General features: G+C 52.3%; 20 protein-coding genes and 2 rRNA genes. 18 read left to right on the forward strand and 4 right to left on the reverse strand.

The window, feature by feature from the left end:
- The 4 genes from FYJ84_RS01890 to FYJ84_RS01905 all read left to right on the forward strand — a co-directional run.
- A 23S ribosomal RNA gene (locus FYJ84_RS01890) occupies nt 1–187 on the forward strand; the annotation flags it as partial.
- A 77-nt stretch (nt 188–264) separates the two neighbouring features.
- Nucleotides 265–381, forward strand: a 5S ribosomal RNA gene (gene rrf / locus FYJ84_RS01895).
- Between the two features lie 401 nt (nt 382–782).
- Nucleotides 783–938, forward strand: a complete 156-nt coding sequence (locus FYJ84_RS01900; RefSeq protein ID WP_154405595.1) for a hypothetical protein — start codon at nt 783–785, stop codon at nt 936–938.
- 260 nt (nt 939–1,198) lie between these two features.
- Entirely contained in the window at nt 1,199–2,071 is an 873-nt protein-coding gene (locus tag FYJ84_RS01905; RefSeq protein ID WP_154405598.1) for a hypothetical protein, read from the forward strand.
- Between the two features lie 145 nt (nt 2,072–2,216).
- Here the strand turns inward: FYJ84_RS01905 and FYJ84_RS01910 are convergent, their stop codons facing one another.
- Both FYJ84_RS01910 and FYJ84_RS01915 read right to left on the reverse strand, forming a co-directional pair.
- Nucleotides 2,217–4,412 (reverse strand): nicotinate-nucleotide--dimethylbenzimidazole phosphoribosyltransferase, encoded by a 2,196-nt coding sequence (locus tag FYJ84_RS01910; protein ID WP_154405600.1) that lies wholly within the window; start codon nt 4,410–4,412, stop codon nt 2,217–2,219.
- Nucleotides 4,413–4,517: 105 nt separating this feature from the next.
- Nucleotides 4,518–6,710 carry a Tex family protein gene (locus FYJ84_RS01915; protein WP_154405602.1) on the reverse strand — a complete coding sequence of 731 codons (2,193 nt, stop codon included), beginning with the start codon at nt 6,708–6,710 and terminating at the stop codon, nt 4,518–4,520.
- Nucleotides 6,711–6,870: 160 nt separating this feature from the next.
- Between FYJ84_RS01915 and FYJ84_RS01920 the strand changes: the two genes are divergently transcribed.
- From FYJ84_RS01920 to rlmH, 4 genes are all read left to right on the forward strand, one after another.
- Nucleotides 6,871–7,314 carry a Fur family transcriptional regulator gene (locus FYJ84_RS01920; protein WP_154405604.1) on the forward strand — a complete coding sequence of 148 codons (444 nt, stop codon included), beginning with the start codon at nt 6,871–6,873 and terminating at the stop codon, nt 7,312–7,314.
- Nucleotides 7,315–7,898: 584 nt separating this feature from the next.
- Nucleotides 7,899–8,660 carry an MBL fold metallo-hydrolase gene (locus tag FYJ84_RS01925; RefSeq protein ID WP_154405606.1) on the forward strand — a complete coding sequence of 254 codons (762 nt, stop codon included), beginning with the start codon at nt 7,899–7,901 and terminating at the stop codon, nt 8,658–8,660.
- Between the two features lie 72 nt (nt 8,661–8,732).
- The gene (locus FYJ84_RS01930) at nt 8,733–9,827 is read left to right on the forward strand and encodes a S1C family serine protease (protein WP_154405608.1); all 1,095 of its coding nucleotides are present in this window, start codon (nt 8,733–8,735) and stop codon (nt 9,825–9,827) included.
- The gene (rlmH, locus tag FYJ84_RS01935; protein ID WP_154405610.1) at nt 9,824–10,303 is read left to right on the forward strand and encodes a 23S rRNA (pseudouridine(1915)-N(3))-methyltransferase RlmH; all 480 of its coding nucleotides are present in this window, start codon (nt 9,824–9,826) and stop codon (nt 10,301–10,303) included. Before FYJ84_RS01930 ends, rlmH begins: the two co-directional genes overlap by 4 nt.
- A 174-nt stretch (nt 10,304–10,477) precedes the next feature.
- On the opposite strand, the gene FYJ84_RS01940 is transcribed toward rlmH, so the two are convergent.
- Entirely contained in the window at nt 10,478–10,951 is a 474-nt protein-coding gene (locus tag FYJ84_RS01940; protein ID WP_235901310.1) for an Lrp/AsnC family transcriptional regulator, read from the reverse strand.
- Between the two features lie 121 nt (nt 10,952–11,072).
- On the opposite strand from FYJ84_RS01940, the gene FYJ84_RS01945 reads away from it, so the two are divergent.
- The 9 genes from FYJ84_RS01945 (at nt 11,073) to scfB (ending at nt 21,152) form a co-directional block, all read left to right on the forward strand.
- Nucleotides 11,073–13,046, forward strand: coding sequence for a penicillin-binding protein (locus tag FYJ84_RS01945; protein ID WP_154405612.1), 1,974 nt, complete (start codon nt 11,073–11,075; stop codon nt 13,044–13,046).
- A gap of 71 nt (nt 13,047–13,117) precedes the next feature.
- Nucleotides 13,118–13,912 carry a Cof-type HAD-IIB family hydrolase gene (locus tag FYJ84_RS01950; protein WP_154405614.1) on the forward strand — a complete coding sequence of 265 codons (795 nt, stop codon included), beginning with the start codon at nt 13,118–13,120 and terminating at the stop codon, nt 13,910–13,912.
- Between the two features lie 16 nt (nt 13,913–13,928).
- A complete protein-coding gene (gene rapZ / locus FYJ84_RS01955; protein WP_154405616.1) occupies nt 13,929–14,843 on the forward strand; it encodes an RNase adapter RapZ in 915 nt (304 codons plus the stop codon).
- 13 nt (nt 14,844–14,856) lie between these two features.
- Entirely contained in the window at nt 14,857–16,146 is a 1,290-nt protein-coding gene (locus FYJ84_RS01960) for a gluconeogenesis factor YvcK family protein (protein WP_154405618.1), read from the forward strand.
- A 103-nt stretch (nt 16,147–16,249) separates the two neighbouring features.
- Entirely contained in the window at nt 16,250–17,164 is a 915-nt protein-coding gene (gene whiA / locus FYJ84_RS01965) for a DNA-binding protein WhiA (protein ID WP_154405620.1), read from the forward strand.
- Nucleotides 17,165–17,221: 57 nt separating this feature from the next.
- On the forward strand, nt 17,222–18,025 hold the full coding sequence (locus FYJ84_RS01970) for a polysaccharide deacetylase family protein (RefSeq protein ID WP_328596307.1): 804 nt from the start codon (nt 17,222–17,224) through the stop codon (nt 18,023–18,025).
- 71 nt (nt 18,026–18,096) lie between these two features.
- Nucleotides 18,097–19,479, forward strand: a complete 1,383-nt coding sequence (locus FYJ84_RS01975; protein WP_154405622.1) for a copper amine oxidase — start codon at nt 18,097–18,099, stop codon at nt 19,477–19,479.
- A 42-nt stretch (nt 19,480–19,521) separates the two neighbouring features.
- A complete protein-coding gene (gene scfA / locus FYJ84_RS01980; RefSeq protein WP_154405624.1) occupies nt 19,522–19,665 on the forward strand; it encodes a six-cysteine ranthipeptide SCIFF in 144 nt (47 codons plus the stop codon).
- A 131-nt stretch (nt 19,666–19,796) separates the two neighbouring features.
- Nucleotides 19,797–21,152, forward strand: coding sequence for a thioether cross-link-forming SCIFF peptide maturase (gene scfB, locus FYJ84_RS01985; protein ID WP_154405863.1), 1,356 nt, complete (start codon nt 19,797–19,799; stop codon nt 21,150–21,152).
- A 391-nt stretch (nt 21,153–21,543) separates the two neighbouring features.
- Here scfB and FYJ84_RS01990 read toward each other — a convergent pair whose 3' ends face one another.
- Nucleotides 21,544–22,494 carry an Rpn family recombination-promoting nuclease/putative transposase gene (locus FYJ84_RS01990; protein ID WP_154405626.1) on the reverse strand — a complete coding sequence of 317 codons (951 nt, stop codon included), beginning with the start codon at nt 22,492–22,494 and terminating at the stop codon, nt 21,544–21,546.
- A 1,116-nt stretch (nt 22,495–23,610) separates the two neighbouring features.
- On the opposite strand from FYJ84_RS01990, the gene kdpA reads away from it, so the two are divergent.
- Complete coding sequence (gene kdpA / locus FYJ84_RS01995) at nt 23,611–25,344, forward strand: potassium-transporting ATPase subunit KdpA (RefSeq protein WP_154405628.1); 1,734 nt, start codon at nt 23,611–23,613, stop codon at nt 25,342–25,344.
- Nucleotides 25,345–25,361: the final 17 nt, after the last annotated feature.

Genomic DNA, 25,361 nt, shown 5'->3' on the forward strand with positions numbered 1-25,361 from the left:
AGCTGGGTAGCTGCGTCCGGAAGGGATAAACGCTGAAAGCATCTAAGCGTGAAGCCTGCCTTGAGATGAGATCTCTCACAGAGCAATCTGGTAAGACTCCTTGAAGACGACAAGGTAGATAGGTTGGGAGTGGAAGCGTGGCAACATGTGAAGCGGACCAATACTAATAAGTCGAGGGCTTAATTACAAACCCTAAGATGATTCGTCAGTTCAGGACTTGTTTCTGTTTAGTTTTGATTGTACATGGTACAGTCAATTGAATAATCCGGTGATGATGGCTATGTGGCTCCACCTGTTCCCATTCCGAACACAGTAGTTAAGCACATAAACGCCGAAAGTACTTGCTTGGAGACGAGCTGGGAGGATAGGAAGTTGCCGGTTAGAGCAAGAGAGGTTACTGCAAGGTAGCCTCTTTTTTTGTTTTGTTACTTCGTGGACTCTGTTCAGACATTATAAATGGACAGGTAGCGGCAGTACCCATATAAAACTCGCTCTCGCTCTTAGCACAGCCTCGCGCTTCTAAGCTCCTGCATCGCTTACGCTCGCACTCGCTAAGAAGCGAGGCTGCACTCAAGGTTTTCTATGGGTACATGCCACACCTGTCCTCTTCTTGTCTGAACAGATACAGCAGAATAATCAACGCTGCAAAATATACGCTACATATTACATAACATGGGGCTTGCATCTACCCGTCAATAGGAGCTGATAGCTGACGAAAATTGGGACTGCCAGCATTTATGCAAGGATTTCTACTAGTAAGAGCGTGGAGGCTTGCATAATTGATGGCAGTTGCAGGTTTCGTCAGCTTTCCGGCTCTCCTTTTCAATTTTTTCGTATGGTTGGGGGCTATGAAGGGGGAGGCAGGTTGCTATTGCAGGATAGTAAATGTTGGCAGGGAAGTGATGGGGGGAGATGGCGGTGCCAATGCAGGGCACTGAGCCGCGCCTCGGTGCTTAGCAATTCGCGAGCCGAAGGCGAAGCGAGAGCTTAGCATCCGCTAGGCGTGGATAGTAGCGCGAGCGTGCCTGCATTGGCATCGCCTCTCCCCCCATTGGAGAAATGCTTTCTCACTTATTGAAATATTATCTCCCCCCATTGGAATACATGAATACATGCAAGTCCACAAGGTGCTGCGACTGAATTTACAGAATCTTTTCACCTGTTCTTGCTATAATATTATAAGTAAGGGGGGATATAGATGGACTTACACAAGATTGCCAGGGTAACACGGCTGAACAAGCTGAGCAAGGGGCGCATGCTATTGATAGCGGCGGCTGTTACCTGGTCAACTTTGAGCTGCAGCATTGACAATTGCACGGCTGCAGCTGTTGCCAATGCAATGGCACGTGGGGAAAGTGCCTTTACCTCCACTTTGGACAAGATGCGCCTTGGCGGCATTCCATATAGGAACAGTGCCGGGCAGGTGGTAATTTCCGGCAGCATGTCAGATCGCGACTATCTGCTTACAGGCTGCGGGACTCAGGCTCAGATAGCATACGACATTGCCAGGGCCAGCGAGCCTGCCATTACTATGGATATGCTGGAAATAGCCGATGAGCTGGGAACTTCCATGGAGGGGCTGGAATACTCAGTAAAGACTGCCAGCAGTATCAAGAGCAAGATAGAGCGCAAGACCGATACCGCCATCAGGCAGGGAAAACTGCCGAAAAGCGATGTGGAGTATGTGCAGGAGACAGGCGATCTGATACGCTATACCCAGATTGTGCCTCATGACCGGATGGCAGCCATGACCAGTAAAACCATTGCTCTGCTTAAGGCAAAGGGGTATGTATTGGAAAAGGTAGACAACAAGTATCTCAATCCCAATGGGCGCTACAAGGCAATCCATCTTGATATTGTCAATGCTCAGGGCGTGCATTTTGAAATGCAGATTCATTCCCAGCAGACTCTGGCCGCCAACCGGGCAACCCACGCCATGTACGAGGAATGGCGCAGACCTGAAACCCCGGCGGAGCGCAAGGAGCAGCTTTATCGGGATATCAGGAGCATCTATGCAGCTGTACCGCAGCCAAAGGGCATCATGGCAGTAAAAAACTACAGTAGAATATAGCAGAATATAGCAGAATGACGCATTAATGTATGAATGTATGAATTTGTGGATGTATTAATGCGATGCAAAAAAGTGCAGGAGCCGCCGTCTGGCGGGCTCCTGCACTTTTTTTACAACTATAGATTTCTAAAAAATTTAGCAGGGCTTAATTTACCTGCTTTCCCTTGCCAGGTCCGTCATTTGCCACAGCTACCTGCGCCTCGCTGAAGGTCTTCATGTCGTTCAGCATGTGCAGGGAAGCCAGCACCAGGCTGATACCGGCAATGGCAGTAACGCCGGATGCCTTGATACCCATCTGGTAAAGGTTAGGCTGCACCGGCAGCAGGAACTGCTCCAGCTCAGGCAGCATGGTAACCACATAGCGTGCCACAGCCACAGTAGCCTCGTTGTCCAGCACTACCAGGGTGTGATTGTGGGCTGCTGCCAGCATGGCACCCATGGTGGCAGAAACCAGTAGCTGCTGATTTTCCGTCAGATGGGATAAAAAGCTTGTAGTATCATAGCGCAGGCTGCCATCCTCATTCAAAAGGGCATGGGCAATAGCCTCAATATTCTCAGGCCTGCCATCAATCATGCTTACACCCAGTATGCCGTTCTTCAGGGCAAGCTTTTCGCCCTGCAGCCGTCCGTACTCAAAGGCATCCATCTGGGTGTGTCCCAGGAACAGGTGGGAGGACTGGAGGGTTACTCCCGTTGCCTGGGCAAAGCCCTGAATCAGGGATGCCTGCTCAAAGGTATAAGCCTGATTTTTATCATCGTATCCTTCCCAGTCAGCCGGGTTTGCCATGTAGTCAGGGCAGTTATAAAGCATGTGAGGCGTCAGTTCGCCGCCAGCCTTGATCCACTGCTTGATGGATTCCGGCAGGCGTTTTTCCGCCCCGGCCCTGACCTCCTGATGGCTGAGCTTGTCCAGGCCGAACAGCAGCAGTGCACGGGCTGTATCGGTATCTGGCAGTTCCTCGCCCATAATGCCGCTTAGCTGGGCTGCGATTTTTTCCAGGGCACCCAGGCTGTAGATTGGCTTTGCCAGGTTGTCCAGCCGTGACTGGCATGCCTCCATGGCTTCCTTGTCCAGCTCCGGCATGGTCTTGGTATAGTAATCAAAGGTCTTGTCCGTCAGGGTTACGGAGTCATCCGGGATGCTGTGCCAGTTCATCTTGTCCATGAAGGTCATCTTTATCTCGTCAGACTTTGTCAGGTTGGCGGTGGAAATCATGGTCTTGACCAGCAGGTCTGCCACCAGGGAGGAGCCTATGGCCTCGCCCAGCTTCAAATCCAGCTTCATAATAGGTGTCAGCCCCAGCTTGTCCAGCACATATTTGTGCCCCGGCTCGCCGCCGATGTGGGAGGCTGCCATGTAGTCCTTCACAGCCGGGCAGATGGCGGCAGCAATCAGGGCGGCTGCACCGGTGTTGAAGCCGTCCAGGATGGTCAGCATGCCGCTGCTGGCACCGCCGATAATCAGTCCGGCAATAGCACCCAGCTCGAAGCCGCCTACCTTGGCAAGCACGTCAAAAGGATCAGAGGCATCAGGCTGATTTACTTCCAGCATCTTTTTGACCGTGGCGATTTTCGTCTGCAGCCGCTGGTCGGAGATATTGGTGCCCCTGCCGGTAGCCAGCTCAGGGCTGATGCCGCACATAACGGCAGTGATGGCGGCGCTGGCAGTGGTGTTGGAAATGCCCATTTCCCCAGGCAGCAGGACGGTGAAATCATGCTTTGCTGCCTGGCTGGCCACAGCGATGCCTGCCATGACGGAGGCTGCCGCCTGCTCCCTGGTCATAGCCGGGCCCTTGGCGGCATTCTGGGTGCCGTAGCCCAGCTTCATGGTGCTGTCAATAGGCAGCTGGCTGGTATCCCCATTGATGCCTACATCAAATACACCCAGGGATGCCTGGGTAAAATTGGCAAAGGCATTGGCAGCCCCACCCTTGGAAATAACGTAATTGGTTGCCATGTGCAGAGTGGTTTCCGGCGGATAAGCACTGACATTTTCCTCCGCCACGCCATGGTCGGCACAGAAAATGGCAGTCAAAGGCGTCCGCATGGTTTTCAGGGGCATGCCCACTACTGCCACATAACGCTTGGCAAGCTCCCGTAGCGCACCGATGCCGTGCTCCGGCGGCATCCATCTGTCTATGATCTGGGCGTACTCATCGGCATCCTTCTGCTTGACAGGCTTGACGGTCTTGCAGACTACTTCCTTGATGAGTCTTTCATAGCCCATTTCGCGCATTTTTGCCATGATTTCTTCCTGGGAAATGGTAAATGTCTTGTTGTTGGAATCAGTTACTTTTATGTACCCTTTGGATGCCTTGCGCAGCTTGCTCTTTTTTGACAATATAATCTACCCCTTTCAATGCAATGTCCTGTGCCGCATTTCACGGCAGTGCTATCTATTATTCAGCTGCCCTGCCAATCTTGCTTAGTGCAGCGGTTTTGCCTTTTATACAGCAGCCTCTGCGGGAACCTGTTTCAGGCTCAGCCCGATACGGCCCCTTGCCTCGTCCACGCTGATGACCATGACCGTAAGGATGTCCCCCACGGAGACCACATCCAGGGGATGTTTTACATGCCTGTGGCTCAGTTCGGAGATATGGATAAGCCCCGCCTGCTTGATGCCGATATCCACAAACACGCCGAAGTCGGTAATGTTGCGGACAGTGCCCCGCATAATGGTGCCCGGCTGGATATCGGAAAGCTTCACAATGGCTTTTCTCGTCAGCGGTGCAGGCAAATCCTCCCGGGGATCCCTGCCCGGCTTGGCAAGGGCCTCAAGGATATCTTTTACAGTCGGCACACCGGCAGAAAGCTCGGCTGCAAGCTTGTCAGGCTGCACCAGCTTCAGCTTGGCCTGCAGCAGGGCCAGCTTTGCCTTGTCGTTCAAATCCTTTGGCTGCATATCAAAACGTGCCAAAATTTTTTCCGCCAGGGGATAGGATTCCGGATGTACCGGGGTGTTATCCAGGGGCGACAGGGCACCGCTGATGCGCAGGAAGCCTGCGCACTGGGTAAAGGCGGCATTGCCAAGCCTGGCCACCTTCAGAAGTTCCCTGCGGCTTTTGAAAGCACCGTTGGCATTGCGGTAGGCAACGATATTTTTGGCTACGGTGGCGTTGATGCCTGCCACATGCTTCAGGAGTGCCTGGGAAGCCGTGTTCAGCTCAACGCCCACATGATTGACGGCTGTTTCGATAGTCTGGTCCAGGGTATCTGCCAGCTGCTTTTGGTTTACATCGTGCTGGTACTGCCCAACGCCGATGGCCTTCGGGTCAATCTTTACCAGTTCAGCCAGAGGGTCCTGCACCCGTCGGGCAATGGAGACTGCGCCGCGGATAGTTACATCATATTCCGGCAGTTCTTCCTTGGCAAGGGCGGAAGCCGAATAAACGGAGGCGCCGGCTTCGTTGGTGATGATGTAATTTACATTCAGGCCGTTGTCCTTGATGAGTTTTGCCGCAAATTCCTCTGTTTCCAGGGAGGCGGTACCGTTGCCGATGGAAATCAGGGTGACATTGTGCTTTTGGATGAGGGCCAGGGCTTTTCTGGCAGCTTCTGCTGCGCCTTTCTCACCGTGGGTTATATAGAGTACGCCGTGGTCTATTACCTGGCCTGTAGCATCAATGACGGCCATCTTGCAGCCGGTGCGGTAGCCAGGGTCCAGCCCCATGACGGTATAGCCTGCCAGCGGGGCCTGCAGCAGTAGCTGCTTCAGGTTGGTGCCGAAGATGCTGATGGCCTGTTTTTCCGCAGCCTCTGTCAGCCCGGAGCGCAGCTCACGCTCCAGGGATGGCTCGATCAGCCGTTTCCAGCTGTCGGCACAGGTTTCTTTGATGAGCTCTTTAAAAATGGAATTGCCACGCAGGTATTCCTTTTCAATCAGCCGCAGGATTTTTTCCTCGTCTGTTTCGATTTTTACCTTCAGGCAGTCCAGCCGCTCCCCCCGGTTGATGGCGAGAATGCGGTGAGGGGGCAGGGTGCGGACAGGCTCCTGGTATTCCTTGTACATGAGAAATACCCTGCCCTCCTCGGTGTTTTCCTTGTCCTCCGGCAGGCTGGCAGACAACAGGGAAGAACTTTGCATGGTGTCCCGAAGCTTCTGGCGCAGCTGTGGATTTTCCGATATCATCTCGGCAATAATATCCATGGCTCCTGCCAGGGCGTCCCCGGCAGAATTTACTTCCAGCTCAGGGTTGATAAATTCTGCGGCGATTGCCTCCGGCGTGCCCTTGGTATCCTGCTGCAAGAGGATGCGGCTGGCCAGGGGCTCCAGGCCCTTTTCCTTCGCCTTCTGGGCCCGGGTGCGCTTTTTCTGCTTGTATGGGAGGTAAATGTCTTCCAGCTCCTGCAGCTTGGAGGTTTTTTCGATGGCGGCCTTCAGCTCATCGGTCAGCTTGCCCTGCTCGTGGATTTTGGCAATGATTTCCTCCTGTCTCTTGACGAAGTTTCGCAGGTAGGTAAGCCGTTCCTCAATAGTGCGCAGCTGCTCGTCTTCCAGCTCGCCGGTGGCTTCCTTTCTGTACCGGGCGATAAAAGGCACGGTATTGCCATCATCCAGAAGCTGTACGGCGGCATCAACCTGTGCCCTGCGCACCTTCAGTTCCCCGGCAATTACGGAATTAATATTTTCAATCAGCATATTCATTCTCCTAAAATTATGATTTTTGTCATTATAACATAATTCAAAGCAGATTGACATAATTGCCAGCATAATGTAAAATTATTTTATATAGTAATTTTTCTAAATGGATAATAATTATCAATGTTGTTATCCGCAGGTGTGGTGTGGAGGAGTTATTATGTTAGAAATGCAGAGCGTAACCCGTATACTTCGGGAAAATGGCTTCAAAGTGACACCCCAGCGTCTGGCAGTGTACGAGGCCTTGTCAAAGGCGTATAATCATCCCAACGCTGAGATGCTTTACAGCATGCTGCAGCCGGACTATCCGACCATGAGCCTGGCAACTGTCTACAAGGCTATGGATATTTTTTCCGAGCTGGGGCTGGTGCAGGTGCTGAATGTGGGGGAGGACAGCTACCGCTATGATGCTGAGACGGTGAGCCATCCACATATCAGATGTGTGTCATGCAACAGGGTGGACGATGTATTTGATATAGGTGATGAATTTCTGCTGGACACTGTTTCTGCCAAGAGCGGCTACGAGCTCACCGGGCGGCAGCTGTACTTTTTCGGCAGATGCCCTGAGTGCCGCAAGAAGCTGGGGCGCAAGGACAGGCATTAAAGAGCTTTCGTAACTTAAAGCCATTGGAGAAATAAAAATCGGCATGCTGTAGCTGTGTGGCTGCGGCATGCCGATTTTTGAGCAAAAAAATACCCTCAGCCAAGATGCCTGAGGGCTGAAAGGGATTGACTATAGGGATGTACTATAGGGAATACATCACCTTAACTGCTGCGGCTGAGAAATGGCGTTGGAAAAAAACAGCCGCTGCAGGTGGTAAGCTACATACTAAATATTCAAGCTGTAAACTTATCTTGGTATAAGGATAGCACAAATGGTTATACAAGTCAAGTGGAAATTGTATATTATTTCAAATTAATTTCACGATATTTGAATTAAAAAGTCTACTGATTACGGAAATGGTATGGTGATATGGGTATGATTTCGTATTAATTGCAATCAAATAAAAAAATCGAAAAATGCAAGTTGTCAAATGTCTTTCTGAACAAAATTTCACAATCTCTATCAGGAGGATATGAAGCAACGGAAATAAAGCAAAGAAAACTTGAGGGATACTTTGACTTTACATATATTTTCCAGTATTATTTTCTATACTGAAGTGTGATTTATAGGAGTGAGGATATTATATGCAGGTGGCTGTGTTGGCCAGTGGCAGCAAGGGAAATGCCACGTTTATTGAACTGGATGGCAAGAAGCTTTTGATAGATGCCGGCATCAGTGCCAGGCGCATCCGGCAGGAGCTGGAGGGCATCGGCCAGAGGGTGGAGGAGCTGGACGGGGTATTCATCACCCATGAGCACGGAGACCATATCAGTGGCCTGGTGACGCTGACGAAAAAGTACGGGGTGCAGGTGTACAGCCGCCCTGAGACCTTTCGCGCCATGAGCTGCTACCGGGAACTGCCCATTGAATGCATCAACCCCATCATTGACCGGGTGCGCCTGGACAGGGTGACGGTCAGGGCCTTTGATATTCCACACGATGCGGCCAATCCCGTAGGCTATGTGGTGCAGGGCAGCAGCCGCTGCGTTGTAGCCACGGATATGGGCTTTGTGGACAGCAGCCTGCAGGAGATGCTGGAGGGTGCCAGGGTGATGGTGCTGGAAACCAATCACGATGTGGAAATGCTGAAAAACGGCAGCTACCCCTACAGCCTGAAAAAGCGCATCCTGGGTGCCAGGGGGCACCTGTCCAACAGGGATGCGGCACTGGCAGTGGCAGGGCTCAGGCAGCGGCCAAGAAAGCTACTGCTGGCACATCTCAGCGAGTCCAACAACCGGCCGGAGCTGGCCAGGGAGACGGTGCAGGCGGTTTTCAGCCAGCAGGGCATCAATGATGTGGAGCTGTATCTGACCGACCAGAATCAGTGTACATGCGTACAGCTTTAATGCATGATTTTGTGCATGACTTGCTATAAGACAGAATTTTGTATTTTCGTATTTTGCAGGAGGAGAAGGATTATGAATTATCGCAGGAATTTTACGCAAAAATGCCTTTCCGGCGTGGCAGGAGTGCTGGTGGCTGCAACGGTGCTTTTGGGCGGCTGCAGCAACAGCCAGGCTGGCCAGCAGCAGGAGAGCGGCAATGGCATACCGGCTGCCGTTGCCAGCAGCGAGGTATCTGATGCAAGAAATACGCCGGTGGTGCGGGCTGCCAAGGCGGTGGGGCCTGCCGTGGTGGGCATTACCAACAAGGCGGTGGCCAGGGACTGGTTCAACAATCCTGTGCAGGTGGAGGGTGCCGGTTCCGGCGTCATCTTCCGCAAGGATGGCTATATTGTCACCAACAACCACGTTATCAGCGGTGCCAAGGAAATCATTGTTTCCCTGTCTGACGGGCGTTCCCTGTCCGGCAAGCTGGTGGGGGCTGATGAGCTGACCGACCTGGCCGTGGTCAAGGTGGATGCCAATGATTTGCCGGCGGCGGAGTTCGGCAATTCTGATGATATCATGGTAGGGGAGCCTGCCATTGCCATCGGCAATCCTATGGGGCTGGAGTTTCAGGGCAGCGTTACCAGCGGCGTCATCAGTGCCTTGAACCGTTCCCTGGAGCTGGATGACAGGGTAATCAAGGTGATTCAGACTGATGCCGCCATCAATCCGGGCAACTCCGGCGGTGCCCTGGTAAATGCTGACGGCAAGGTCATCGGCATCAACTCAGCCAAGATTGCCCGCAGCGGCGTTGAGGGCATGGGCTTTGCCATCCCTATCAATACAGTGCGCGAAATTGTGGATGACCTGATGGATGACGGCAAGGTAACACGTCCGTATCTGGGGGTTGGCATCTTTGACAAGGAGACTGCCGGGCGGTACGGCTACATCCTGAATGTGGATAAGGGCGTGTATGTGGAGAATGTTACCGTAAACGGCCCTGCCTACAAGGCCGGCATCCGCCGGGGTGATGTGATCCTGTCCGTAGGTGACAAGGAGACCAACCGGGTAGGCGATGTGCGCAATGCTGTGCTGGCTGCCAAGGTTGGTGATACCGTCAAGGTAAAGCTGGACAGAGATGGCAGCACGGTAACTGTTGATGTGGTCATGGAGGCAGCTTCATGAAAATAACCATTGTGGCGGCAGGGAAAATCAAGGAAAAGTACCTGACCGCCGGCATCAATGAGTTCCTGAAGCGGCTGACGCCCTTTGCCACGGTAAAAATAGTGGAAATCAATGAGGAAAAGATGAAGGACAACCCTTCGGAGGCGGAAAAGAAGCAGGTGCTGCAGCAGGAAGGCCAGCGCCTTTTGCGCCAGGTGCCGGAGGGCAGCTATCTCTTTGTGCTGGATGTGTACGGCAAGCAGGCATCTTCCGAGGAGCTGGCGGACAAAATCCGGCAGCTGGGGCTCTCCGGCAGGAGCAGCATTGCCTTTTTGATAGGCGGAGCCTTCGGGCTCTCTGAGGAAGTGCGCCAGGCGGCGGATTTCCGGCTGAGCTTTTCCCCCATGACCTTTACTCACCAGATGGTGAGGCTCCTTTTAGTGGAGCAGGTTTACCGTGCTTTCAAGATTAACCGGGGAGAAAAATACCATTGGTAGCGGATTTGCCTCGGAATTTATCCATTCCGGTACAATGAATGGCAATAAAAATGGGGCTGCTGTCTCAAATCTCCCCACGGGGAAGGTCCGAGGCAGCGGCCCCATAGCTTTATGCCGTTTTTTAGGCTTGCAGCCATAGCTTTCAGGCTGTGCAGCCTGCCACTCCGGGCAGCCTTATTCCAGCTCGATGGACGGCCTGTCCGTAATGGTGGACAGGACTACGATGGTCTCCGTCTTGACGATGCCATCCTGATTCTTGATGCGGGTAAGAAGCTTCTCAAGGGTCTTGGTGCTCTTGGTAATAATCTTCAGGGCATAATCATAATCCCCCGTGATGTAGAAGCACTCCTTTACATCCATCTCGCTGGCGATAAACTCGCGGAATTTGTCACCATTGCTTGGATTGTCAAAGCTGATATAAATAAATGCCATCAGGTGCTTGTCCACCAGGGCAGGATTGAGGATTGCCGTATACTGCTGCACCACGCCGGTATTTTCCAGCTTCTTCAGCCTTTCGCTGATGGCCGGCATGGACAGGGAAATCTCCTGGCTCAGCACGGAAACAGTAACGCGGGCATTTTCCTGCAATCTCTTTAAAATTCGCTTGTCTGTAGCGTCCATAAAATCATCACCGCCATTCTTAATCATATTATATCAGCTAGGTAAATAATTTGTAAATCGTTTTGCTATAAAAAATTTTTGCTTTTAACAAGATATAGTGTAAAATGGAAGGGCAGGATATAAGTTATTATTTGGAGTGATATAATAGATGAAGAAGCAACGGCACAATGTGCAGCTCAGAATCAGCTGGCTGCTGCTGATTATCTGGGGCTGCTTCGGCCTTTTGCTAGTGCGGTTTGCCTGGCTGCAGCTGGTGGATGGTGACGAGCTGGCGGAGCGGGCAATGACCATTGCGGAGGAAAACAGGGCGCGGCAGTCGCCCCGGGGCAAAATCCTGGACAGGAATGGCAGGGAGCTTGCTATCAGCCGTATGGCAAAGTCCCTGGTCATCAATCCCAGCAAGGTGAAGCCGGAGGACAGGGACAACCTTGTGGCACAGCTGTCGGAGATTCTGAAGCTGAAGCCTGAGGAAATCAGTGAGGATATAGATACCGGGGGCGTCTTTGTGTATGTCAAGAGGCGCCTGGAGGTGGATGAGGAAAATGCCATCAAGGAGCTGAAGGAGGATAACGAGTATGAATGCCTTGAGCTCCATGACGAGGTAAAGAGATACTATCCCAACGATATGCTGGCAGCCAATGTGCTGGGCTTTATCGGCACCGATGACAAGGGCCTTGCCGGCATGGAGCAGTATGCGGATGAGCTCTTGAAGGGGGAGGCTCAGGAAGCGGACCTGATTATCGACATGCGGGGCAGGCCGATTTTTGATTCTATCTTTTCGGCGGCGCAGCAGCGCTACAAGGGGGACAATTCCAAGAGCATCACCCTGACTATTGACAGCACCATGCAGTTTATTGTAGAACAGGCACTGGACAAGGCCATGGCTGACAATAAGCCAAAGGCGGTAACGGCAGTGGTGATGGACCCGAAGACAGGTGATGTGCTTGCCATGGCTTCCCGTCCAAGCTATAATCCTAACAAGTTCTGGCAGGCAAATGCCGAGGCGTGGCGCAACAGGGCAATTTCCTCTGTTTATGAGCCTGGCTCCACCTTCAAGGCAATGGTGGCAGGCACGGCTTTGCAGGAAGGGGTAGTAGCTCCTAACATGACCTTTTATGACCCGGGGCATATCGATGTTTCGGAGAAGCGCATCCAGAACTGGAACGGTGAGAGCTTTGGCAATGTCACCTTTACGGATATTGTAAAAAATTCCATCAATACCTGCTTTGCCCAGATCGGTCTGTGGCTGGGAGGCGAAAAGCTGAACGAGTATGCTGAGAAATTCGGTTTTGGCAAGGCCACAGGTATTGAGCTGCCCGGGGAGGAGTCAGGCATCCTGTTTGCCAATCCCAAGGATATGGTAAACTCTGATGTGGCTACCATGGCCATCGGCCAGAGTATTGCCGTGACGCCTCTGCAGCTGGTAACAGCCATGTCAGCAGTGGCCAATGATGGTGTGCTGCTGAAGCCTCACATCATCAAGCAGATTACCAATGCGGACGGCTCCGTATACAAGGAGTACGGCAGGGAGGAAGTGCGCCGGGTGATTGACTCAGCCACGGACAAGACGCTGATGGGGCTGCTGGAGCAGGTGGTTGCCACCGGCGGCGGTTCCAAGGCGGCAGTGAAGGGATACCGCATTGCCGGCAAGACCGGTACGGCACAGAAAATCAACGAGCATACCAGCGGCTACATGGAGGGGCGGTACATTGCTTCCTTCTGCGGCTTTGCCCCGGTGGAGAACCCGGAGATAGTAGTGCTGGTGGTAATCGATGACCCATCGGCAGGGGCATTCTATGGCGGACAGATTGCAGCGCCTGTGGCAAGGGATATTTTCTCCCAGCTGCTGCGGTTCATGCACATCAGCCCTTCCAGTGATACCTTTGCGGATATGAACAAGGATAGGGAAGCAGCTGCTGCCAAGCCTGCACCTGCTGCCAGTGATGGCAAGGTCAGGATGCCTGACCTGACTGGCATGAGCATCAGGGATGTTTCCCAGAAGCTGGCAGAGCTGGGGCTGGGCATCGATGTGCAGGGCAACGGACTGGCCAGGAGCCAGAGCATTCCGGCAGGTGCCGAAATCAAGTCCGGCCAGAGCGTGACTGTCACCTTCAGCCCGTAATTGATAGCCGATAATTGATTGTATGCATTAGCGTACTAATACATTTTTTAAGATAAAAAGGAGACTTACTCATGAAAGCAAAATTATTTGTTACAGATATGGATGGCACCCTCCTGAACAGCGAGCACAAGATTTCCAGGGGAAATAAGCACGCTATCAAGAGGGCTGTGGAGGCCGGGGTGGTATTTACCATTGCTACCGGCCGCATGTATGCTTCCACCCTGCCTTATGCCCAGGAGCTGGAGCTGGATGTGCCGATTATTACCTATAACGGCGCCCTCATTAAGACAGCTTCCGGCAAGGAGCTGTACGCTTCCTATCTGGAGGAGGACCTGGTGAAGGACCTGCTGGACTTTGCCAGGGAGCAGGAGCTCTACATCCATCTCTACAGCGAGGATAAGCTGTACTTCAAGGAAAATGACGAGCATGCCCAGTATTATCAGAAGATGTGCGGCGTGCCGGGCAATGCCGTAGGGGAGGATATCTACAAGTACACCTATCATGTGCCGAAGATGCTGATTATGGGCAGCACCCCGGAGGAAGCTGATGCAGCAGTGGAGCTGGTGCGCCGGAAGTTCGGCGGCCGTATTGATGCCATGAAGTCTTCTCCGACCTATGTGGAGCTGATCAAGCCCGGGGTAAACAAGGCAACAGCCATTGCCAAGCTGGCGGAGATTCTGGAAATCCCGTCTGAGCAGGTGCTGGCTATCGGCGACTCCAGCAACGATGTAAGCATGCTGACATCTGTTGCCATCAGCGTTGCCATGGGCAATGCCAACGATGAGGCAAGGGCGGCAGCCCGTTACATGGTAACGGACAATGAGCACGATGGCGTAGCAGAGGCATTGGAGCGCTTCTGCATGTGATTTTCCGGAGGTTTGTATGGAAAAAGAAAAAAGCAAGGAAAACTGCTGTGAGTTTATCATCGTTACTGGCATGTCCGGCAGCGGCAAGACACAGGCCTGCCGCTATCTTGAGGACATAGGCTATTTTGTGGTGGACAACCTGCCCCCGGTGTTTATTCCAAAGTTTGCGGAGCTGTGCCAGCAGTCCGGCGGCAGCGTCAGCAAGGTGGTGCTGGTGGTGGACACCAGGAGCCGGGAGTTCTTTGATACCTTTATTCATGTGCTGGAGGACATGGACAGGGACAATCAGCAGTATGTGCTGCTCTTTATGGATGCCTCGGATGCTGCCATTATCCGCCGGTACAAGGAAACCCGCCGCCGCCATCCTATGGCACCTAGCTCCCGCATCAGCGAGGGCGTGGCCAAGGAGCGTGAGCGGCTGGTGCAGGTGCGCAACAAGGCCACCTACATCGTGGATACCTCTGAACTGAAGAAGATTGACCTGAAGGAAAAGATTCTGAAGCTCTTTGCCCCGCGGGTAGGAGAAAAGATGAATATCAATGTGATTTCCTTCGGTTTCAAGTTTGGGATGCCGTTGGATGCCGACCTGGTCTTTGATGTGCGCTTTTTGCCAAATCCTTTCTATGTGGAGTCCATGCGCCACAAGAGCGGCTCCGTGCCGGATGTGGCTGCCTATATCGACCAGTGGCCGGTGACCAGGGAATTCAAGCAGCATCTCGATAATCTGGTGAATTTCCTCATTCCTCAGTATGAGAAGGAAGGCAAGGCACAGCTGGTGATTGCGGCAGGCTGTACCGGCGGCATGCACCGCTCTGTGTTTATTGCCAACCACATCTACCAGCTTTTGAAGGACAAGGGCTGCCAGGTGAAGCTGGAGCACCGTGACCTGATGAAAAACGAGGTCTGGGAGCATGTGAGGGAAGAAGTTTAAGGGAGTGTCATAAATGCACTTGTTAAAATGGCTGTATCCCGGCATGAGGTTCAAGCGCTGGCTGCTTCTGTTTGCAGGGGGCGTAATGCTTGCCAGCCTGGGAATTGCGGTGGTTTTTAACTACAAGTATATTGATAATATTGAGGAGGCTATTTTCAAGGCTGTCTATCTGTGGTCTGGCAGCTATGATTATACCTTTACAGCCCTGGTGGGCATGCTGATGGTGCTGCTGGGCTTTGGCGTGATGCTGGTGGCGGCCCGCTTCGTGATCCGCTCGGTTATCACTGTGCTGCTGCCGGCCAATTCATCAGAAAAGCTGGTGGATTTGATTTATGAGAAGCGGAAGCTGGGCAAGGGGCCTGCCATTACGGTGGTGGGCGGCGGCCACGGCCTGTCCGTGCTGCTCCGGGGCATCAAGCAGGCTACCTCCAACGTTACGGCAGTAGTTACGGTAGCTGATGACGGCGGCTCATCCGGCAGGCTCCGGGAGGAGCTGGGCATGATTCCGCCAGGTGACCTCAGGAACTGCCTGGTGGCATTGGCGGATACGGAGCCCCTGATGGAAAAGCTTTTCCAGCACCGCTTCGAGGGTGACAGCCAGCTGTCCGGCCACAGCTTCGGCAACCTGTTCATTGCGGCTATGGCGCAGGTGACAGGGGATGTGGAGACGGCACTGAAGGAGTCCTCCAAGGTACTGGCGGTGAAGGGCAGGGTGCTGCCTGCCAGCAAGGAATTTGTGCGGCTGGATGCTATCATGGAGGATGGCTCCATAGTCTGCGGCGAGTCCAAAATTCCGGAGGCGCACAAGAAAATTCATCGTGTCAAGCTGTTCCCTGAGCATGTGGAGGCGGTGCAGTCCTCCCTGGATGCCCTGCGTGATGCGGAGGCAATCGTGCTGGGGCCGGGCAGCCTCTACACCAGCATCATGCCGAACCTTCTGGTGGAGGGCATCGGTGATGCCCTGTGCCGCAGCAAGGCGGTGAAGATTTATATCTGCAACGTGATGACCCAGCCGGGAGAGACCGACGGCTATACTGCTTCCATGCATGTCAAGGCCATACTGGACCATGCCGGGCGCAATGCGGTGGACTATGTGATTGTCAACTCTACCCCAGTGCCGGAGGATTTGAAGAAAAAGTATGCGGAGGCAGGGGCCTACCCTGTTATCGTGGATGAGGATGTGCTGAAGGCACTGGGCGTGGGCGTCATCAAGGCAGACCTGATTACGGCTCATGATGCCATACACCATGACCCCAAGAAGCTGGCGGAAAGCGTCATGCAGGTGGTGTACGAAACCATGTGATGGTATAAAACATGCTGGGCACGGGAGAGGCGGCCCCGTAAAACCGGGGCGTAGCGTATAGGAACCTGTGAGCATAAAGCGATTGCGAGGTTGTGAGTAGAAGATGCCGTCATTTGCTACCGAGGTAAAAAACGAGCTTGCCCATGGGGCGGTCAGGAGAAAATGCTGCCAGAGCGCGGAGCTGGCAGCTCTTTTGCGCATGGGTGCTTCCATGACTATAGGAGCACGGATGGCTCTGGGACTGAATTTTGTCACGGAGAATGCGGCGGTGGCACGCCGGGTACTGCAGCTGTTGAAGGCCACCGGCCAGGTTCAGCCGGAGGTTACGGTGAGCCGTTCCAAGCGGCTGAAAAAGAATAACAGCTATCTTTTGCGGGTGGCGCCCTCTCCCCATGTTCGTCCCCTGATGGAATCCCTGGGAATGCTGGGCTCCGAGGAAGGGGCTGTGGGCAGGGACAAGGGGCTTCTCAGGAAGCAGTGCTGCCGCAAGGCATATCTCCGGGGAGCATTCCTGGGAGGCGGCACGGTGAACAGGCCGGAGGCTCAGTCCCATCTGGAATTTGTGGCTGACAGCTACGCCTTTGCCCATACCATTGTCAGGATTTTGAGGAATATGGATTTTCCTGTAGGCTTTACGGACAGGAAGGGCAGCTACCAGATTTATCTCAAGGACGGGGAGGAAATCATGGATCTATTGGCCATGCTGGGAGCGGTGAAGGCGGCAGATGAGCTGGCGGTGGCCAGAAACCTGAAAGAGGTCCGCAATCAGGTGAACCGGCTGGTGAACTGCGAGACTGCCAACCTGCAAAAGACAGTAAGCGCGGCAGTGGCACAGGCGGAATGCATCCGGCAGCTGCAGGAGTCCGGCAGGCTGGAAAAGCTTCCACCGAAGCTTCTGGCGGCAGCCAGGGCGCGAATGGACAACATGGACGCTTCTCTGGCGGAGCTGGGGGAGATGCTGGGCATCAGCCGGGCAGCAGTGAACAACCGGCTGAAAAGGCTGCAGGATTTTTTGTAAGGCAGAGATGTTTTTAGCTGCATGTGATATGTGATTTTAGGCAAAAGAGGTAATAGCGTGAAAAAATATCTGAAATGGGGGCTGGGAACCCTGGCAGCAGTGCTGCTGGCTGGCTATGGCGGATTGCAGTACCTGCTGGCGCAGCCTGAGCCGGAGGGCTTTCCTATCCTTGAGTACCACATGGTGCAGGCGGAGGAGCCCAAGGATGCTTACGAGTACAATGTGCCGGTGGAGGATTTCCAGCAGCAGCTGGATTATTTGCAGGAGCAGGGTTATACCACTATTTCCATCCGGGATTTTCTCAGGGCGAAGAAGGGCTTGCAGGAGCTGCCGGATAAGCCTGTCATCCTGACCTTTGATGACGGCTATGAGAGCAACTATACGGAGCTTTTGCCCATTCTGGAGGCACGGGGCATGAAGGCTACTGTCTTCATGGTGGCCAACAGCATCGGCAGGGACAAATATCTTTCCTGGGAGCAGCTGAAGGACATGCAGCACCGGGGCATCGAGATTGGCAGCCATACGGCAAACCATCTGCCCCTGACGGAGATGGACATGGAGACTGCCAGAAATGAGGTCAAGCTGTCCAAGCTTCTGATGGAGTGGAACGGTGTTGACACTATTTATACCCTGTCCTATCCTAACGGCAAGTATACTACGGAGCTGAGGGATATGCTGAAGGAGGAGGAGTATCTGGCGGCAGTGACCGGGGACGCGGGGCTGAATACCCTGGACACGGATACCTACCAGCTGCAAAGGATAAATATCCCTCATCCGTCCTTTGGGATTGAGGAATTTAAGTGGCGGCTTATAAAGGGCAGGATTTTTGCCCAGCTGGGCATAGCACAGCATAAAATTTAAGGCTGTTTAATTTTGTTTTTTGTTAAGGTTTTATGGATTATTTTACAGGAGTGTTGGGAGAGAAGATGAATTTGCAGAGAAAAATTTTGTCGGCAGGTCTGGCAGCGGTAATGCTGGCAGGCGTGTCTATGGCGGAAGCGCGTCAGCATGGCGGCGTGGATGCCGGTGCTGAAGTGCATCAGCAGGTGGTTGCGGAGGCTAATGCAGAAATTGCCAATAATGCCGTTGCAGAGGCTGGCATGAAGCCTGTCCATGGCGAGGGACAGGTGACGGAGCTGGCTGTCAATATGAACGTGGACGGTCTGCATCCCAAGTACAGCAACCGGGTACCAGAGTCATGGCATCCCATGGAGGAAGTGGACTGGCAGGTAAAGAATCAGGACAGCCCCCAGATTCTGAAGCGCTGGCCGGTGACGGTGGAGGATGGCGGCGGCACCCTGCTGTTTTCTGACAGCCCGGAGTATGTGGAGCAGGACGGCATCCTCTACTCCGATGTGGTGACAGGTGCCGGCAGGATTTTTTATTATCACCTGAACAACACGCGGCAGAACAAGAAGATTGCTGTGGTGCTGGAGAATGAGGGCAAGTACACTGCAATCCTGAATGTGAACCGTGAGGCTCTCAGCGCACCTAGCGACAACTATTTGTGGGTAGGCAAGACCACCCAGCAGGCATACATGGAGAGCAAGGTCAACAGGAATGTATTTGTGTTTCCCAACCGCAAGGCGATTTTGAGCAATAAGATGACGGAAACTGTTGTCAGGCCGGGGCAGCTGGTCAACGGCATCTACGATTTTACCGCTGACGGGCCCGTAAGGCTGTCTGTCATCATGTATCCGGCAGGGGAAAATCCGATTGATTTCATGAAAAAGGCCAAGGTGCTGCCCAAGGACGAGCATCGCCTGCGGGGCACTTACAAGGGCATGAACCGCATCATCCGGGCGGAGAAGGCGTACAATCCCCAGCAGGATGGCGCAGTGTTCATACCCCTGGCGGACAATGACCGGGATGTGTACCGCTACGGCATTGATGCCACTGATGGCAGCGAAACCCAGAATTATGGCAACTATGGTATCATGTACGAGCTGCAAGTGCCGGTGAAGGGCACCGGGGATGTGCAGTATATCCTGCAGCCGCTGGGTGGCGTCTATGCCGGTGCCATGTCCGTGCAGGATATGGCTGACAGGCATAGGTTTATGCTGTCTGTGCCGCAGAACCAGCTGTATTTCGGCAACGTGAGGATTGATGATTTTACCAGTCACCGCTTCCCGCCTACGGAAGATACGGATTATATTTATTTTTCCAGCGAGCTGGCAAGCCTTGGCTCCTATGGGGCGGAGCAGAAGCTGCGCTTTGAGTTTTCACCGCCGGGGGCTTCCAATCTGCCGGTTAATTTTATTTTAATGCCGGCAACCCAGGCACAGGGGCTTGCATATAAATGGCAAAAAAGGTAAAATAGAGTTAGATTTTTTATTTGATGAAGGAGGTTTCTTTTTATGAAACACATTCAGACTGTTAATCAGCCTTCTTTGCAGCTGACCAAGAATTCCGGCGGCTGCGGCGAGTGCCAGGCATCCTGCCAGTCCGCTTGCAAGACTTCCTGCACTGTAGGCAACCAGGTTTGCGAGAGCAAGAAATAACATTTAGAGATTGGGCTCCCTGCCAAAAGGGAGCCTTTTTTCGCGTTAGCACAATCAGCCTTGGTGTATAGCTTTTGCTGATTGTTTTATGATAATTTGCAGTTTATAGGAGAGAATGGATGAACAAGGAAATGCAGAAGAAAATCCACAAGTTCGTGCAGAACGGCATGTATATCCTGCTGGATGTGAACAGCGGTGCCGTGCATGTGGTGGATAAGATGATTTATGACATGATGGACTATTTTGACGGGGAGAACGATGCCGAGGTGCAGAAGGCCATGGACGGCATGTACCCTGCAGGTGATGTGCAGGAGGCTCTGGGAGAGCTGCATCACCTGATGGAGATTCAGCAGCTGTTTGCCCCGGACATTGATGTGCCGCCTACCTTCAAGGCCAAGGGGCTGGTGAAGTCCCTGTGCCTGATGACGGCTCATGACTGCAACATGCGCTGCAAATACTGCTTCGGGGATACCGGCGAGTACGGCGGTGAGCGGCAGATGATGAGCAAGGAGGTAGGCCAGGCGGCGGTGGATTATATCATTGACCACAGCGGCCCTAGAAAGCACTGCGAGATTGATTTCTTCGGGGGCGAGCCCCTCATCAACATGCCCCTGGTAAAGCATGTGACCGAGTATGTGAGAAAGCGGGAAAGGGAAACCGGCAAGGTCTTCAAGCTTACCCTGACTACCAATGGGCTGGCATTGAACGATGCCAATATCCAGTGGCTGAACGACAACAACATCAGCCTGGTGCTCAGCACGGATGGCCGCCGGGAAACCCATGACAATATGCGGCCTGATGCCGGTGGCAACCCTACTTATGATAAGGTCATGGCCAACTTCCGCAAGTGCGTTGACTCAAGGAATGATGAGAATTATTACATGCGTGGCACCTATACAGCCTGCAACCTTGATTTTACCAAAGATGTGGAGGCTATGGCAGATGCCGGCTTTGACATCCTTTCCATGGAGCCGGTGGTGCTGAAGGATTCTCCTTATGCCCTGACGGAGGATATGCTGCCGGAGATTTATGCCGAGTATGACAGGCTGACGGAGTTTTATCTCAAGCGGCACAGGGAAGGCAAGGGGTTCTTCTTCTTCCACTTCAATATGGATTTGTCCAATGGCCCGTGCGTGGCCAAGAGGCTTTCCGGCTGCGGTGCAGGCCATGAGTATTATGCGGTGGCAGCCAATGGTGATTTGTATCCTTGCCATCAGTTTGTGGGCCGTGACCGCTACAGGCTGGGGGATGTGTTCAGCGGCGTGCAGAATCAGGAACTGCCGCAGTATTTCCGCCAGTCCCATGTGCTGAACAAGCCGAAGTGCGTTGACTGCTGGGCAAGATTCTTCTGCAGCGGCGGTTGCCATGCAAATGCTGACCTCTTTAACGAGGATATCCGCATCCCGTATGATATGGGCTGCGCTATTCAGAAAAAGAGGCTGGAATGTGCATTGGCTGTGCAGGCTATTTTGGCACTTGAAAAGTAAATTTCAGTTTGTCGTAGTGGTTATTCGTTACTTTGTGCATATACTGATGATGTAGTTTGATATTTCGTGGATTCTGTTCAGACATTATAAAGGGACAGGTAGCGGCAGTACCAATAGAAAACTCGCTCTCGCTCTTAGCACAGCCTCGCGCTTCTAAGCTCCTGCGTCGCTTACGCTCGCATTCGCTAAGAAGCGAGGCTGCACTCAAGGTTTTCTTTGGGTACATGCCGCACCTGTCCCTCTTTGTGTCTGAACAGATATGCACATAGTTATCAACTATATTCTGCTGTACGCTACCAAGGTAATCAATCTCACTTTACGAGCAAACCTGAAAAGGGGGAGCCGGGAGGCTGACGAAACTTGCTACTGCCAACCGCTGCACAACTGAAAATCACACCACTCCGGCCAGCTTCCGGAAGGCTTCTTCGCTCATACCTGCTTCGTTAGCTGCATCGCGAATAGATAACAAATTCTTTTTTACTAAATTTATCAAGGTGCTTTGAGCTCCAAGGATTTTACCATGAGCCTCACCCATGGCTTTGCCACGAGCCTCGCCACGAGCTTCCCCACGAGCTTCCCCACGAGCTTCAACTCTATCCAATACATCACACATTTTGATTCCCTCCCTTGTATCTGAATCATTAGCCAGCCAATCAGAATAACGCTCATCTCTTGTCAATACAGACATCAACTTTAACATGCTGTCAACATGCTGAATTGGCTTATCTGGCGGAATATATTCCTTTCCGCTGGTGCGCTGAACGAAATAATCAGCTATTATCTGAAAATCACCCTTGTACTTTTTTACCTGTTCCGGCGTCAGTCTTGGCACATCAATGATATTCAATTTGAAATCATTAACGAACGGCTTCAGCTTATCAGGTACATCAATCACATCATAAAGGCACAGCGGCTTCTTCCACGGCTTTTCACCAAAATACAAAACCAATGTTATTACAGGATAACGCTTGTGGCGTATCCTGCGTTTCTTGCCAGTAGCCTCGTCTACCACTATCTTATCAAGATTCATCTCATCACGATAAGATATGCCGTCATAGCCTATAACGCGTAATGGCATATCAAAGTCAATGGCTATCTGATTTTCAACACCTATTAGGGCAAGACGTAAGCTACAATTTGCATCCACGCAATACTTGGCAACATCACGCTCCTGCTCATGCAGCACGCCATCATCTGCCTTGTACTGCGAGAATGGCTGTGCATCTACCAGGCTGTCCGCCTTGATATACTCTTCGCCATCAAATAGGCTGCCATTGAATATATCCGCTACTACATCATTATGGGACGCAAAATTTTTCTGGGATATATCTTTTTCTCCCATTGTACTCACCGCCTAGAATTTTTATAATAATCCCTGTTGTTATTATATCATAAGTTTGGTATTGTGTAAATTTCAGTTTATCGTCGTGAAAGTACGAGACTTCTGGAACATTAACGGATGAATTTTGTGGGTTTGTGCACTCTGTTCAGATTAAAAATGGGCTGAGCGGGACAGCTACCCATAGAAAACACGCTCGCGCTCCTAGTTGTACCTAGCGGATGCTAAACTCACGCTTCGTCTACGGCTCGCGTATCGTTAAGCACCGAGGTACAACAAAGGTTTTCTATGGGTACTGTCCTCACTCATCCCTTTCTTTGTCTGAACAGATATAAACAAAATGACAGAACCACATACATTATTTGTTACCATAGTGTCCCTACAGCTTTACGAATAAGCCTGAAATAGGGGGGCGAAGTAGCTGACGAAACTTGCAACTGCCAACCGCTGTATAAACGTACAGTGCAAACAACTCTGCTCATAATAGCAGGTTGCCTTGCATAGTTGTTGGCAGTATCAGGTCTCGCCAGCCTTCTAGCCCCCTATTTCAGGCTTGCTCGTAAAGTTAGATTGATTACCTTGGTAGCGTACAGCAGAGTATAGTTGATAACTATGTGCATATCTGTTCAGACAAAAAGAAGGACAGGTGCGGCATGTACCCAAAGAAAACCTTGAGTGCAGCCTCGCTTCTTAGCAAGTGCGAGCGTAAGCGATGCAGGAGCTTAGAAGCGCGAGGCTGTGCTAAGAGCGAGAGCGAGTTTTCTATGGGTACTGCCGCTACCTGTCCTTTTAATAATGTCTGAACAGAGTCCGCGAAGTATCAAATTACGTCAGTATATGCACGAAGTAACAAACCAGCACTACGACAAACTGAAATTTTTCACAATTCAGGAGTAGTATGGATTTAGATGTTGAGCACATTATAGTGTGCGGCAGTTTTATGCGGCTTATCTTTATACAATCTTAATATGGACAGCTGAACCTTAACACCGTCTTAAACTGCTTCGTGCTAATATTGGCTTATACGAAAGGAGCGATGGAAATGCTATATGTATGGTTTGCAGTTTGGGCAATTATGCTGGCCTGGCTGATAGGTATTCTGCTGAAGGGAGATGAGGGATGATGCAGGCAATGTTGCAATATGCCGGTTATCTTATTTTACTGTTGGTGCTGGCTTATCCTCTGGGAAAGTATATTGATAATGTGATGCGGGGGAGATGGGTATGGCTTTCGCCGGTTATCCGCCCTGTGGAAAGGTTTTTGTACAGGCTGACAGGTGTTAATGAACGGGAGGAAATGACCTGGAAAAAGTATCTTGGCTGTGCGCTGCTGTTTAACTTCTGCGGTTTTGCATTGTTGTTTGCCCTTCTGATGCTGCAGGGGAGATTGCCGCTAAATCCTATGGAATTGTCAGGGCTGGAATGGCCCCTGGCATTTAATACGGCAGTCAGCTTTGTGACCAATACCAACTGGCAGGCGTACAGCGGTGAGTTGCAGCTTAGCTACATCAGCCAGATGTTTGGATTGACGGTGCAGAATTTTGTTTCTGCCGGTACGGGCATGGCGGTGCTGTATGCACTTATCCGTGGCTTTGTGCGGACTTACGATGATACCATCGGCAATTTCTGGACGGATTTAACCAAAAGCGTTGGCTATGTGCTGGTACCGCTGGCAGTGGTAGTTACCCTGCTGATTGGCTCCCAGGGGGTTGTACAGAATTTTGAGGATTATACAACCTATAACCTTAGTGAAACTGTGGTGACGGAGTATGGTACGGCAATTAGCAAGGGTGTTGTGCCGGGTGGCCCTGCTGCCAGCCAGATTGCTATCAAGCAGCTTGGTACCAATGGCGGCGGCTTCTTTGGCACTAACTCGGCTCATCCTCTGGAAAACCCGACACCTTTTTCCAATCTGGTGGAAATGCTTTCCATTCTGCTGATACCGGCGGCACTGTGCTTTTCCTTTGGCAATGCCGTAGGCAGCAGGCGGCAGGGAGTGACGATTTTTGCTGCCATGTTTGCCCTGCTGGTGCTGGGCATGGGCATTATCGGCTTTAGCGAGCAGGCAGGTACTGCCCAGCTGGCGCAAAATGGTGCGGTGCTGCTGGAAGCCGGGGACATGCAGCCTGGCGGCAATATGGAAGGCAAGGAAACCCGCTTTGGCATTGCATCCTCTGCGGCATGGGCGGAGTTCACCACGGCAGCTTCCAATGGCTCTGTCAACTCCATGCACGATAGCTACACGCCTATAGGCGGCCTGATTACCATGCTGAACATGCAGCTGGGCGAGGTGGTCTTTGGCGGCGTGGGCTGCGGCCTTTATGGTATGCTGTGCTTTGCCATCTTGACAGTGTTTATTGCCGGCCTGATGGTAGGCCGTACCCCGGAATTTATGGGCAAGAAAATCGAGCCCTATGAGATGAAGATGGCTGTGCTGGCCTGTCTGGCAACCCCTGTGGCTATTCTGGCCGGCAGCGGTATTGCCTCCATGCTGCCGGAGGTGGCAGAAAGCATGAATAATCACGGTGCACACGGCTTGTCGGAGCTTCTGTATGCCTATTCCTCCTGCGGCGGCAACAACGGCTCCGCCTTTGCAGGCTTCGGCGCTGATACGGTTTTCCTGAATGTGTCCTTGGGAATTGTGATGTTGCTTGCCAGATTTTTGCCTATAGTAGCGGTGGTAGCGATTGCAGGCAGTCTGGCCGGAAAAAAGAAGCTGGCGGTGACGGAAGGCACCTTGCCTACGGATAATGTGATGTTTGCAGGGCTTTTGATAGCAATTGTGCTGCTGGTAGGAGCCCTGAGCTTCTTCCCGGCATTGTCACTGGGGCCTATAGCAGAGTTTTTGCAGTAAGCGATGCATAAATTAAG

Origin of the sequence: Anaerovibrio slackiae (assembly GCF_009695585.1) — a bacterium.
Taxonomy (GTDB): Bacteria; Bacillota; Negativicutes; order Selenomonadales; family Selenomonadaceae; genus Anaerovibrio; species Anaerovibrio slackiae.

Coding starts and splice junctions, on each gene's coding strand:
- rlmH (WP_154405610.1), top strand. CDS start 9,824: ATGAAAATAACCATTGTGGCGGCAGGGAAAATCAAGGAAAAGTACCTG.
- FYJ84_RS01930 (WP_154405608.1), top strand. CDS start 8,733: ATGAATTATCGCAGGAATTTTACGCAAAAATGCCTTTCCGGCGTGGCA.
- whiA (WP_154405620.1), top strand. CDS start 16,250: ATGCCGTCATTTGCTACCGAGGTAAAAAACGAGCTTGCCCATGGGGCG.
- kdpA (WP_154405628.1), top strand. CDS start 23,611: ATGATGCAGGCAATGTTGCAATATGCCGGTTATCTTATTTTACTGTTG.
- scfA (WP_154405624.1), top strand. CDS start 19,522: ATGAAACACATTCAGACTGTTAATCAGCCTTCTTTGCAGCTGACCAAG.
- FYJ84_RS01905 (WP_154405598.1), top strand. CDS start 1,199: ATGGACTTACACAAGATTGCCAGGGTAACACGGCTGAACAAGCTGAGC.
- scfB (WP_154405863.1), top strand. CDS start 19,797: ATGCAGAAGAAAATCCACAAGTTCGTGCAGAACGGCATGTATATCCTG.
- FYJ84_RS01960 (WP_154405618.1), top strand. CDS start 14,857: ATGCACTTGTTAAAATGGCTGTATCCCGGCATGAGGTTCAAGCGCTGG.
- FYJ84_RS01925 (WP_154405606.1), top strand. CDS start 7,899: ATGCAGGTGGCTGTGTTGGCCAGTGGCAGCAAGGGAAATGCCACGTTT.
- rapZ (WP_154405616.1), top strand. CDS start 13,929: ATGGAAAAAGAAAAAAGCAAGGAAAACTGCTGTGAGTTTATCATCGTT.
- FYJ84_RS01945 (WP_154405612.1), top strand. CDS start 11,073: ATGAAGAAGCAACGGCACAATGTGCAGCTCAGAATCAGCTGGCTGCTG.
- FYJ84_RS01915 (WP_154405602.1), bottom strand. CDS start 6,710: ATGCTGATTGAAAATATTAATTCCGTAATTGCCGGGGAACTGAAGGTG.
- FYJ84_RS01920 (WP_154405604.1), top strand. CDS start 6,871: ATGTTAGAAATGCAGAGCGTAACCCGTATACTTCGGGAAAATGGCTTC.
- FYJ84_RS01990 (WP_154405626.1), bottom strand. CDS start 22,494: ATGGGAGAAAAAGATATATCCCAGAAAAATTTTGCGTCCCATAATGAT.
- FYJ84_RS01900 (WP_154405595.1), top strand. CDS start 783: ATGGCAGTTGCAGGTTTCGTCAGCTTTCCGGCTCTCCTTTTCAATTTT.
- FYJ84_RS01950 (WP_154405614.1), top strand. CDS start 13,118: ATGAAAGCAAAATTATTTGTTACAGATATGGATGGCACCCTCCTGAAC.
- FYJ84_RS01940 (WP_235901310.1), bottom strand. CDS start 10,951: ATGATTAAGAATGGCGGTGATGATTTTATGGACGCTACAGACAAGCGA.